The 11,635-nt window shown below is 60.1% G+C and carries 13 protein-coding genes; 3 read left to right on the forward strand and 10 right to left on the reverse strand.

The genetic code is table 11. The features are described from left to right. The first annotated feature begins 126 nt into the window (after positions 1–126). From ACR0FE_RS00280 to ACR0FE_RS00290, 3 genes are read left to right on the forward strand one after another with little or no spacing between them, the layout of a single operon-like run. Positions 127–840, forward strand: coding sequence for an ABC transporter permease (locus ACR0FE_RS00280; RefSeq protein ID WP_480910170.1), 714 nt, complete (start codon positions 127–129; stop codon positions 838–840). Then, positions 833–1,567 carry an ATP-binding cassette domain-containing protein gene (locus ACR0FE_RS00285; RefSeq protein WP_480910172.1) on the forward strand — a complete coding sequence of 245 codons (735 nt, stop codon included), beginning with the start codon at positions 833–835 and terminating at the stop codon, positions 1,565–1,567. The genes ACR0FE_RS00280 and ACR0FE_RS00285 overlap by 8 nt, the downstream gene beginning before the upstream one ends. Positions 1,568–1,586: 19 nt before the next feature. Further along, the gene (locus ACR0FE_RS00290) at positions 1,587–2,402 is read left to right on the forward strand and encodes an ABC transporter substrate-binding protein (RefSeq protein ID WP_480910174.1); all 816 of its coding nucleotides are present in this window, start codon (positions 1,587–1,589) and stop codon (positions 2,400–2,402) included. Positions 2,403–2,412: 10 nt separating this feature from the next. Here ACR0FE_RS00290 and ACR0FE_RS00295 read toward each other — a convergent pair whose 3' ends face one another. The 10 genes from ACR0FE_RS00295 to ACR0FE_RS00340 form a co-directional block, all read right to left on the reverse strand. Further along, positions 2,413–3,285 carry a substrate-binding domain-containing protein gene (locus ACR0FE_RS00295; RefSeq protein ID WP_480910176.1) on the reverse strand — a complete coding sequence of 291 codons (873 nt, stop codon included), beginning with the start codon at positions 3,283–3,285 and terminating at the stop codon, positions 2,413–2,415. Beyond that, complete coding sequence (locus tag ACR0FE_RS00300) at positions 3,286–3,411, reverse strand: hypothetical protein (RefSeq protein WP_321253456.1); 126 nt, start codon at positions 3,409–3,411, stop codon at positions 3,286–3,288. It lies immediately after the preceding gene. Positions 3,412–3,424: 13 nt separating this feature from the next. Then, on the reverse strand, positions 3,425–4,684 hold the full coding sequence (locus ACR0FE_RS00305; protein WP_480910178.1) for a c-type cytochrome: 1,260 nt from the start codon (positions 4,682–4,684) through the stop codon (positions 3,425–3,427). Beyond that, on the reverse strand, positions 4,685–5,890 hold the full coding sequence (locus ACR0FE_RS00310) for a formate dehydrogenase subunit gamma (protein WP_480910180.1): 1,206 nt from the start codon (positions 5,888–5,890) through the stop codon (positions 4,685–4,687). 73 nt (positions 5,891–5,963) lie between these two features. Continuing rightward, the gene (gene fdh3B / locus ACR0FE_RS00315) at positions 5,964–6,557 is read right to left on the reverse strand and encodes a formate dehydrogenase FDH3 subunit beta (RefSeq protein ID WP_037307340.1); all 594 of its coding nucleotides are present in this window, start codon (positions 6,555–6,557) and stop codon (positions 5,964–5,966) included. Between the two features lie 11 nt (positions 6,558–6,568). Beyond that, the gene (locus tag ACR0FE_RS00320) at positions 6,569–9,463 is read right to left on the reverse strand and encodes a formate dehydrogenase subunit alpha (RefSeq protein WP_480811432.1); all 2,895 of its coding nucleotides are present in this window, start codon (positions 9,461–9,463) and stop codon (positions 6,569–6,571) included. 130 nt (positions 9,464–9,593) lie between these two features. Next, positions 9,594–9,782: a ubiquinol-cytochrome c reductase iron-sulfur subunit N-terminal domain-containing protein gene (locus tag ACR0FE_RS00325; protein ID WP_170676697.1), complete on the reverse strand. Its 189-nt coding sequence runs from the start codon at positions 9,780–9,782 to the stop codon at positions 9,594–9,596. Between the two features lie 60 nt (positions 9,783–9,842). After that, positions 9,843–10,454: a TorD/DmsD family molecular chaperone gene (locus ACR0FE_RS00330; RefSeq protein ID WP_480910183.1), complete on the reverse strand. Its 612-nt coding sequence runs from the start codon at positions 10,452–10,454 to the stop codon at positions 9,843–9,845. A 4-nt stretch (positions 10,455–10,458) separates the two neighbouring features. Continuing rightward, positions 10,459–11,040 (reverse strand): DUF3306 domain-containing protein, encoded by a 582-nt coding sequence (locus ACR0FE_RS00335; RefSeq protein ID WP_170616194.1) that lies wholly within the window; start codon positions 11,038–11,040, stop codon positions 10,459–10,461. After that, positions 11,037–11,591 carry a DUF3305 domain-containing protein gene (locus tag ACR0FE_RS00340; RefSeq protein WP_170616196.1) on the reverse strand — a complete coding sequence of 185 codons (555 nt, stop codon included), beginning with the start codon at positions 11,589–11,591 and terminating at the stop codon, positions 11,037–11,039. Before ACR0FE_RS00340 ends, ACR0FE_RS00335 begins: the two co-directional genes overlap by 4 nt. Positions 11,592–11,635: the final 44 nt, after the last annotated feature.

An 11,635-nucleotide genomic window follows, 5' to 3' on the forward strand; every position in this document is an offset into this window, starting at 1 on the left:
GCTTGGAAACGGGCCGCGTTTTTGGTTTGAGGTGCCGCAAAAGTGTCTGTACTTACAATCATTTCCGATTAGTATTTCGTTGTGAATTGATGCAATTCGTACGAGTTGGCCTTCAAGTGGGATGAAATGCAGGATTTTGCATCAGAATTCAGCAAGGCGATGGCTCTGATCCTGAACGGGGATACAGAGCTTTGGTCGATTGTCCTGCTATCCCTGCGCGTTTCGATCTTTGCCGTGTTGATTTCAGCCGCCATCGGCATGCCCTTGGGCGCTGCTCTTGCCGTGGCTCGGTTTCCGGGACGCCGAGTGCTGATTGTTCTGATGAACGCCCTGATGGGTTTGCCGCCCGTGGTGGTCGGGTTGCTTGTCTATCTGATGTTGTCACGGTCAGGGCCATTGGGCGTCTTGCAGCTGCTTTACACACCAACCGCTATGATCATCGCGCAGGTGGTTCTGGTCACGCCCATCGTCGCAGCATTGACACGACAGGTGGTCGAGATGCTGGCCGAAGAGTATTCGGAGCAGTTGCGCTCGCTTGGCGTGTCGCGACTGGCCTCGGTTCCGGTCTTGTTGTGGGATGCCCGGCTGGCACTTGCCACGGCGTTGCTTGCGGGCTTCGGGCGGGCCATTGCCGAGGTTGGCGCAGTGATCATCGTCGGCGGCAATATCAATCACGTGACGCGGGTCATGACGACCACCATCGCGCTTGAGACATCCAAGGGCAATCTGGCGCTTGCGCTGGCCCTTGGGGCGATCCTGATCGGAATTGCGGTAGCGGTAAATGCCATGGTCAGCGCGCTGAGCCTCAGGGCTGAACGGGAAGGATTACGCCATGCGTGATCTGGCCGGTGAAATGTATAGAAAACTGCAGGTGAAGGATCTCAGGATCGCGCGTGATGGCAAGGACCTGCTGAACGTGCGGGAACTGACTTTGGACGGGCCTGGCCCGACGTTGATCCTCGGGCCGAACGGGGCGGGTAAAAGCCTTCTTCTCAGGTGCCTGCATGGGTTGATCGCGCCGGACGGTGGTCGAGTGTTTCAGGACAATGTGCCGCTGAATGCCGAACACAAGGCACGTCAGGCGATGGTTTTTCAGCGGCCGGTTCTGTTGCGCCGCTCTGTTGCGGGCAATTTGGGCTTTGTGCTGAAACGACAGGGGCTGAACCACGCTCAGCGCAGGGACCGAATTGCAGAGCTGCTGACCGAGGGCGGACTGGAAGCCAAGGCGCGTCAAGCGGCACGATCCCTTTCCGGAGGTGAGGCGCAGCGATTGGCCATTCTTCGGGCACTGGCTACATTGCCCGATACCTTGTTTCTGGACGAACCGACCAGCGCACTTGACCCAGGCGCGACGCAGAAAATCGAACAGATGATCTTGCGGGCTTCCATGCGGGGCGTCCGCATCGTGATGGTGACGCACGACATCGGTCAGGCCCGGCGATTGGCGTCAGATGTGGTCATGATGCAGGCCGGTCATGTGGTTGAACATGGCGCCGCCAATCAGGTACTTGAGGCGCCGACAAGCGAAGCCTCGCGACGCTACCTTGATGGCGGACTGGTCACTTGAAAACTCGACGGAGAACTGAATGATCCGAAACTTCATTCGGGCAGCGGTTGTAGCGTTTGGCCTGCAGCTTGCCCCCGCGCAGGCGGAAGCGCCGTTTATCATCGTTCAATCGACCACATCGACGCAGAACTCGGGCCTGTTGGATTACATCCTGCCGGGTTTTGAAGTGGAAACCGGAATTGATGTTCGGGTCGTCGCGGTCGGCACAGGGCAGGCGATCAGGAATGCGATCAATGGGGACGGTGATGTCCTTCTGGTGCACTCAAAGCCCGCCGAAGAGCAGTTCGTTGCTGACGGCTGGGGCGTCGAACGCTTTGACGTCATGTACAATGACTTTGTGCTTGTAGGGCCCAAGTCGGATCCGGCCGATATTCGCGGCGGCTCCGATGTTCTGGCCGCCCTGTCTGCGGTAGCCGAGGCCGAGGCCCCTTTCGCCTCACGCGGGGATGACAGCGGAACCCACAAGGCCGAAATGCGTCATTGGGCCAGTGCAGGGATTGATCCGACCAAAGCGTCGGGGAGGTGGTACAGTGAAACCGGATCGGGAATGGGCGCCACGCTTAATGTGGCAAGCGGGTTGCAGGCCTATGCGCTGACGGATCGGGCCACCTGGCAGTCATTCGGAAACAAGGGCGATCTTGAAATTCTTGTCGAAGGTGATCCGCGCCTTTTCAACCAATACGGCATCATTCTGGTTAACCCGGAAAAGTATCCGGGTGTCAGGGCCGCTGCCGGGCAGCGTTTTATCGACTGGCTGACAGGGCCTGACGGGCAGGCCGCCATCGAGTCCTACCAGTTGGACGGCCAACAGCTGTTCTTCCCAAACGCCAGATGAAAGCAGGCGCTCAGCCACTGGCCCCGTTATGATGGACTGTTCCCATACGGGACAGATCGTATCCGCCGAATTCGGTTGCTCGAGTGGAAAATCGTTCTGATCGCAGGAATCCCAGCAGCTTTTGCAGGGGTGCGTCAAAATAAGCGCGTCGCCAGATTGCAAGGTCCAGCCTCTCGGTATGCGTCGGGACAAAACCAAGATTATACAGTCCGGCCAAGGCCCCCAATCCGAATCCGACCTCGGCTTTGGCATCGTGCAGGGCCACAGCCAGTTCTTCCTCGGTTCGGGCGCAGGATGGCAGCGCGTCCAGATCATCCCGAGTGAGGCCGCAGGCGGACAGTTGTACGTCGAACAGATGTTGGCTTGCCGCACTATCCTGACGGAGTATGACCCGCCGCGCTTTCAGGTCCTCAAATTCCCTGATGCCCGACACGCCTGGGGCCAGCAACAGACCGCGCTGTCTTTGCGCGATCTCGATAAGGACAACCGGTGCTTCGCCGAAGGTGTTGCGCATCGCCTGGGTGTTGAACCCGTTTTCTTCGTGGATATGCAACACGGCAGCCTGCGCGCTGCGATCTTTCAGGCGGTTCAGGCCGTCGAAAGACCCGTCGTAATATGTTGCCAGACCCGATCCGCTTTCCCGCAAGGCCCAGTCCAGTAGGGGATCGTGACTTCCTGCGACAATCGGCGGAAGGGGCGGTTCCGCGACCTGCGGCCCGGACCGCGACGCATTCAGCCAGGCGATGACCTCGGCTCGGGGGAACAGCAGCTTGCCCATCGCACGCACGCAAGGCACTTCGCCCGAGGAGGCCAGATCATAGGCCTTCCGCTCACCAATGCGCAGCAGGTCGGCCAGTTCTTTTGTGGTAAGGTAGTGGGACATTCAGTCGAGGCGTACCGCGGAACCAGACCCTGCGTCCGCAGCACTGAACCCGGCCTGTTTCAGAGCATAAGGCGCGCTGACAGTGATAACGACCATCGCCGCAACGGCGGCAAGAAAGGCTTTCATGGTTCCCTCCGGCTCAGTTTTCTGGTGCCGTGGCGCGGCGCAGAAAGTCGATCAGATCCACTCTGTCCTGTGACCCGGCGATCCGCTGCATCGGCATCTTCGATCCCGGAATGTAATGGTCCGGACCCTGATCGAACAAGGTATTAATTGTGTCCTCATTCCAAACGATATCAGAGTCTTGCAGCGTGTCCGAGTAGAAATATCCGGGCAGGGTGCCTGCCTGCCGGCCAAAAACACCGTGCAAAGTCGGTCCGGCCCGTCGTTCATTGTCGGGGGTCAAGCTGTGGCAGATCGAGCATTTTCGGGTAAACTGGCGTTCGCCATTGCTCATCTCTTCCGGGTTTTTAAGGAAGCTGGGTTCGGCTGCGGCCATTTGTTCCTGATCCCCAAGGGCGGCGACGGGCCAGCTGTACATCGCCTCGTCAATGCCGCCGGCATGGATGTTCTGACCGTCCGACGAGAAGGCCAATGCCCAAACCGGCCCGCGCAAGGTTGCACGGAAATCCTGCGCGATGCGCCATTCTACCGTGTCGATCACCATGATGTAGCCTTCGCCATCGCCGACCGCCAAAAGGTTGCGATCGGGGCTAAGCGCCAGCGCAAGGATTGGACGGCGGTCGAGCGTAAAGTCGCGTTCTTCGTCGGTTGTCAGGTCCAGGATGCGCGTCACACCGTCCACGGCGCCATAGGCGATCCAGTTGTCAGTGGAGTTCAGAACCAGTTCGTTAATACCGAACCCGTGTTCGACCATCCGGTCAGTTTCCTGTCCACTGGCAACGTCCCAAACGCGCAATGTACCGTCCATGCCCGCCGAGTATAACGTGGCCCCATCCGGGGAAAAGGTAACGGCATTCACGCCGCTGCCCGCCTGAAGTGTCAGCGAGGCCGAACCATCTTCTGGCCAAATCCCGATGGTTCCGTCCCAACTGGCCGTGGCCACATGCGTCTTCGAGGCGGCAAGCCCAACGATCTTGCCTTTGTGTTGGCCAACGATCTCTCCGTCCGGCCAGCGACGCAGCGTGAAATCGTCTCCGGCGGAGTAGACAGCTCGGCCGTTGAAGGCGACGGAATTGACGGCGGCCTCGTGCCCTTCAAGCCATTCCGGCTTGCGGTCCGACCACAGCCCGACCGAGTTGTCGAAACTGGCAGTCGCAATCCGTCCGTCCGGCGCAGCGGCGATCCCCATGATCGGCCCGCCGTGACCCTTGAGCGTGAAAAACTCGGCCAAAGCCGGGAAGGGGATCAGGGCCAGTGCTATGACCAGCTTGCGCATCTATTCCGCGGGCGAGGCCGCTGCCTTGCCAGCCTCTTTTTCCTGGACGTCTTCCAGCCACAGCGAATGATGCTCGCGCGCCCATTGTTCCTCGACCTCGCCCGTGCCCATGGCGTCAAATGCGCCCTCCATGCCGACCGAGCCCAGATAGATATGGGCTATGATGATGGCGATGAACACATACGCGACCATCACGTGCCAGACTTGGGCATACTGCATCTCTTCCTGCGGGGACATCTGCTCGGGCAGGGTCAGGCCCAGCATTTGCGGAAGCCCGGTCGCGTTGGCGACCGAGAAGGTCTTTGCGAACATCGGCAGTTCAAAGGGGAACAGAAGCGACAGACCGGACAAGCTAATTGAGACGCCAAGCAGGATACAGGCCCAGAAGATGATTTTTTGGCCCGCGTTGAACTTCCAGGCGGGCGGGTGACTGCCTTTGGAAAACAGGCCTCCTCCGGCAGCGAGCCATTTCAGGTCGGTCCGGTTGGGGATATTGTGGGCGATCCAGTTCACCGTGACGATGATCAGGCCAAGCATGAAAGCCCAGGCGAGGTTGTTGTGCAGCCATTTGCACCCCTGAGCAATCGTTGCAAACCCTTCCTTGCCGACAAGCGGGATCAGGAAGTCGCGGCCATATAGAGTCAGCAGACCCGTGACGCCGAGGATCAGGAACGACCCGGCAAACAGCCAATGGCCAAACCTTTCAAATCCATTGAAGCGGGTCACCGTGCGGCCGGTCCTTTCGCCATCGATGCGGATTTTCCCGCGGATCAGGAAAAACAATACGATGACCGCCAGCATTCCGCCCACGATATAGGTTCCGTATTCGCGCAGCGGTCCGGTTCGAAAGTTCAGCCACCACATACCGCCGTCTTGGATCAGTACTCCGGCCGCTGGCCCTTTGGACGACACCGTCACGTCTGCCGAGCCATAGCGAAGGGCGCGATAGACATCGCTGTCCGAGGCGACGCCGCGCGTCCCCAACTGGCCAAGCAAGCCTTCGGCGTTGCCTTGGCCGGTATTGTCCGAGCGATAGCTGTTATCCACCTTTTCGCCGCGCTGACGCGCCAGGATGTCTTCAAGCGTTGTCGCGCCGCCAGTCGCTGACCTGTCGGCAGGGGCGGGGGCTTGGGTTTCACTTGATTGGGCGACGGCGATCTGGGCCATCGAGAATGTCAGCAGCAATACGGTGAGCAAGCGGAACATCTGAACCTCGGTCAAAATCCCTAGTCAGACGACCCGGCGCAGCGGGTCGTCTGTTTGGTTCAAGAAAACGGTTTTATCCGTCTTTCTGGTCGTAGGCCGTGCCCCAACCCCAGGCGCCCGAGCCAAAGCCACGGGCGACGACGCGCTCGCGGTAGATGGCCGAGACCACATCGCCGTCACCGGCAAGCAGGGCCTTGGTGGAACACATTTCGGCGCAGATGGGCAGTTTGCCCTCGGCGATCCGATTGCGACCGTACTTGGCGAACTCTGCGGTCGAGTGCGTTTCCTCGGGGCCGCCGGCGCAGAAGGTACATTTGTCCATCTTGCCGCGCGATCCGAAGTTACCGGCCTGCGGGTATTGCGGCGCGCCGAATGGGCACGCGTAGAAGCAATAGCCGCAGCCGATGCACAGGTCCTTGGAGTGCAGGACGACGCCTTCCTCGTTCTGATAGAAGCAGTCGACCGGGCACACCGCCATGCAAGGTGCATCCGAACAATGCATGCAGGCAACCGAGATCGAGCGTTCGCCCGGATTACCGTCATTGATCGTCACCACCCTGCGGCGGTTGATGCCCCACGGCACCTCGTGTTCGTTCTTGCACGCGGTCACGCAGGCGTTGCACTCGATGCAGCGTTCAGCGTCGCAGAGAAACTTTGCTCTAGCCATTATCGTCCTCCTTACGCTGCCCAGATCTTGCAGAGAGTACACTTGGTCTCCTGCATCTGGGTCACTGAATCATAGCCATAGGTCTGGGCGGTGTTGGAACTTTCACCCAAGACATAGGGATCGGCACCAGCAGGGTATTTCGCCCTGAGGTCTTCGCCCTGGAAATGGCCGCCGAAGTGGAACGGCATGAAGGCCACGCCGGCACCGACCCTGTTGGTCAGCATCGCCATTACCTTGACCTTGCCGCCTTCGGGACCTTCGACCCAGACCTGCGACCCGTCACGAATACCAAGGTTGTTGGCATCGCGCGGATTGATCTCGACGAACATGTCCTGCTGCAGTTCAGCCAGCCACGGATTCGACCGCGTCTCATCACCGCCACCTTCATATTCGACTAAACGACCTGACGTCAGGATTATCGGGTAATCCTTTGAAAAGTCGTTCTTTTGGATCGAAGCATAAAGGGTGGGCAGGCGATAGGCATGCCGGTCCTCGTAGGTCGGATAGTCCTCCACCAGATCGCGCCGGTTGGTATAGAGCGGCTCGCGATGCAGTGGGATCGGATCCGGGAAGGTCCAGACGACCGCGCGGGCTTTTGCGTTCCCGAAGGGCGCACAGCCATGAGCGATCGCGACCCGCTGGATACCGCCGGACAGGTCGGTCTTCCAGTTGGTCTCTGGTCCCGCAACGGCGTCGATAGCCGCGCGTTCCTCAGCGGTGAGGTCACCGTCCCAGCCAAGGTCCATCAGCATCTGCATCGTGAACTCGGGATAACCGTCCTGGATTTCCGATCCAACGCTATAGACACCTTCGGCCAGCAGGTTATCGCCGTCGCGTTCTACGCCAAAACGGGCGCGGAAGGTCAGGCCGCCTTCGGCCACCGGTTTGGACATATCATACAGGTTCGGTGTCCCCGTATGACCCATTTCCGGTGTTCCCCAGCAGGGCCAGGGCAGGCCATAGTACTCGCCGTCGTTGGGTCCGCCAATGGCTTGCAGCGTGGTTCTGTCGAACGTGTGCTGGTTGGCCATATGGCTTTTCAGACGTTCCGGCGACTGACCGGTGTAGCCGATGGTCCAGAGGCCCGAGTTGAACTCACGGGTGATGCTTTCAACATTCGGCGTTTCCGGGTCTTCCATCTCGATATTGCGGAAGAACCGATCCGCCCAGCCGAACTTGTTGGCGAACTTGGCCATGATGACCTCGTCCGGCAGGCTTTCGAACAGCGGATCAACCACCTTGTCGCGCCACTGCAGCGAACGGTTCGACGCCGTGACCGAGCCACGGGTTTCGAACTGCGTGCAGGCGGGCAACAGGTAGACCCCATCGGTGCGGTCATGCAGAACGGCCGAGACGGTGGGATACGGGTCGATCACGACCAGCATGTCCAACTTCTCCATCGCCGTTTTCATCTCCGGGCCTCGCGTTTGCGAGTTCGGAGCGTGACCCCACAGAACCATGGCACGGACGTTGTTGTCCTGATCCATGTTCGCCGGGTCCTCCAGAACACCGTCGATCCATCGGGAAACAGGGATGCCACGTTCGTTCTGAAGTGGTTTGTCCTTGCCTTCCTTGTCCTTGATCGTGGCGAACTGGCCAGCCAGCCATTCCGGTTCTTCACCCCAGACGCGGGCCCAATGGCCCCAGGCGCCGGCCGACAGGCCATAGTAGCCGGGCAGGGTGTGTGATAGAACACCCAGGTCCGTCGCGCCCTGCACGTTGTCATGGCCGCGGAAGATGTTGGTCCCACCACCCGAGGCGCCCATGTTACCCAAGGCAAGCTGCAACACGCAGTATGCGCGTGTGTTGTTGTTGCCGTTGGTGTGCTGCGTACCGCCCATGCACCAGATCACGGTGCCGGGACGGTTGTTGGCCATGGTCCGCGCAACGCGCTTCAACTGCGAGCCCGGAGTACCGGTGACGCGCTCGACCTCATCCGGGTTCCACTTGGCAACCTCTTCACGGATCTGGTCCATGCCCCAGACACGGGTGCGGATGAACTCTTTGTCTTCCCAGCCGTTGTCGAATATGTGCCACAGGATACCCCAGATCAGCGCAACGTCTGTGCCGGGGCGGAAGCGGACATATTCATCTGCATGCGCCGCGGTGCGCGTAAAGCGCGGGTCGCAGACGATCAGCGGCGCGTTGTTCTGCTCTTTCGCGCGCAGAACATGCAGCAGTGAGACGGGGTGCGCCTCGGCCGGGTTGCCGCCGATGATGAAGATGGCCCGGGAATTGTGGATGTCGTTATACGAATTGGTCATGGCACCGTAGCCCCATGTATTCGCAACACCCGCAACAGTGGTAGAGTGGCAGATACGGGCCTGATGGTCCACGTTGTTCGTGCCCCAGTAGGCGGCGAACTTGCGGAACAGATAGGCCTGTTCGTTGTTATGCTTCGCGGACCCCAGCCAGTACACGCTGTCCGGCCCGGATTCCTCGCGGATGCTCATCATGCCGTCGCCGATCTCGTTGATCGCCTCTTCCCAGCTGATGCGCTTCCACTCGCCGCCTTCCTTTTTCATTGGATACTTGAGGCGACGCTCGCCGTGGGCATGCTCGCGGACCGAGGCACCCTTGGCGCAGTGCGCACCCAGGTTGAACGGGCTGTCCCAACCGGGTTCTTGCCCGATCCAGACACCGTTCTGCACTTCGGCGACGACTGTACAGCCGACCGAACAGTGGGTGCATACGGATTTGATATTCTCAACGGCCTGGTTTGCCGCTGTCTGGGCGCTGGCTGGCGTCACGGTTCCACCCGTGGCGCTGATCGCGGCAAGGCCGCCGATCGTCAGGCCCGAGCCACGCAGGAATGCGCGGCGATCGACGGTTTTTTCGCCGACCTGGGACAGGATACTTGTCCGCTGGGGGCGTCTCGCAACCCCGTTGGTCTTTTTCCTAAGCATTGTTTTCCTCCCTTGCTGGCCATGTGAGCCATGGCTGGCTTGGTACTGCTGAAGCCGACGTCAGGGCCAATCGCAACCGTCAGTCGGGTGTGACGTCGTCCGGATCAGACCCGGGCGCTGTCGTCGCGGCTCAGAAGCGCGCGCTTTTCAAGTATGCGCGCGTATGCGCTGTGTCCTGAATCCGGGTCTCGTCCGTCGGCAGCTCGGCTGCCTCGGCTTTCCCGGTCAGGCTGGCGGCGGCAACGGCAGCGGGTGCTGCGGTACCGGCCAGTTTCAGGAAATCGCGGCGTGTGGCGCCGTCTTCCTTGGTCTTGCTCATGGGCTCCTCCTTCCCAATTGCGAATTAGCGCCGTTTGGGGCGCTGGCGAATGGCAGCAAGTTACGCTGCCGTCATCCGGAAAGCCTCCCGCTCGATCTCCATGAAAACCCGGCCTGCTGTTCCGACCGAGGCATAGAGAACCGAAGCTTCGGCGGCTTCGAGATCCGAATAGAAATGCATGGCCCATGGGCCGATGTGCTTGTTCCAGAACACCTTCTGGTCCTCCAGCGTGGCAGGCGCGTCAAAGCGCCCGACGATCATGCCCGCCATCATCTCCATCAGCGACGCGATGTTGTCCTCGGGTTCAAACACGTTTTGCGCCCGCGTAATCCCACGCGCTGCCATGTCGTTGCGTAGATGGGCCAGTGGTTTCTCGTTCAGGAAACCCGTCAGGTAGAAGCTGGCATAAGGCAGCAACTCGCCCCGACCCAACCCGATGAACAGCGCATTGAATTCCCGTTCCGCCGCTGCGGGTTTGGTGACTTTGGCAACCCTTGCCATGGCCTGAATGGCCTTGCCCAGTTCAGTGTCGTCGCCACCCAATCCGGCCATCTGATCCAGCAGCAACTGATCCGGCGGGCCCGCCAACAGCAAACCAAGAAAGTTGTAGAAATCCGCGCGCAGTCGGTCTTCGGCCGAGACATCCAGGTTTTGCGCGTTGCTTGCGGTCATTGGGCTATCCTTCGAATTCAAACGTCATACGGCGCGGGGCAGGGGTTAGTTCGGTATCGTCAGGCGTATCGCTTTCTGCGACCTGTACAGGTTCCGGTCGCGTGTCCTCAACGAGTGCCGGTTCGTCCCGGACTTCGGTGATCACCTCGTCCTCGCCTTCGGGTGGACGTTCTTCTTCATCATCTTCGGCGGCCAGCGCCTCGACATGGGCCAGCATACCTTTGCCGACCTGATAGGCCGTCTGAATGTTCTCGATGACGCATGCGGCGTCCGTATAGTCCTCACCGTAGTCGACCAGCCCGTCCACATTGGCCAGAACCGGATTCAATCGCCACAGGCGTCGCAATGCACGTCGGCGGAGGCGGTCGGGGACGGCCTGGGCCATGAACCCTGAAATGTCGTCACCGGGTTTCAGATCATCCGGGTCCGGCAGATCGAATGCGGCAAGAATCTCCGCATCTGACTTCTCTTCCAGCTCTGCCTGCTGTTCTGCCACTTTCTGCGCTTCGGAGGAGGTGCGTTCAGCCTCGGCTTCAGCCTGAACGGCAGCCTTGCGGCGGGACCAGAAATCGCGCACTTCCGTCATTGCACGATCCTCCGCGGCGCGCGATACACGTCCGAGGCCTGCCGAATGCGCGCATCCCCTTTTCCATCTTCCACCAGATCGGTCCGTTTCTTGTCACGGCGGCGTTTGACGAACACCTCATCCCGGTGATGTTGCAGGGTAAAGTCGCGCACCCACGCAATCAGACCTTCGCTCATGGGGATTTTTTCGACGATCTCTTCTCCGGTATCTGCATAGTCCTGACCTTCAAAAGGAGAAGCCGTGATTAGAACCGCATTCAACGGATGATCTCCGTCAAGCTCGTCCCGCAAGACCAGATAGACGGACGGCTGAATGTCAGCGAGGTTCACCATGTAGGCTTCGGTTTCGTCTGCCCAGAGTGTCAGCGGAAGGGTGGCTGCGTGGTACTCCACGGCTTCCCCCTCGCGGCGCAATTCCTTCCAATCTGCAGGTCCTGCTCCGGGCAAAGCCGCCACTGCACGCCAGCTCCACCGCGCCCAACGGGTCACACCCGGTGTTTTGCGCACAACAACGCCAACCGGCATTTCGATCTGATTTGCGGCCCTGGCCACCTAATCCTCCCCGAAAGGCTCTCCCCTGCCTTCCTTGGTGTCCA

The sequence above is a fragment of the Ruegeria sp. K7 genome (genome assembly GCF_056531785.1).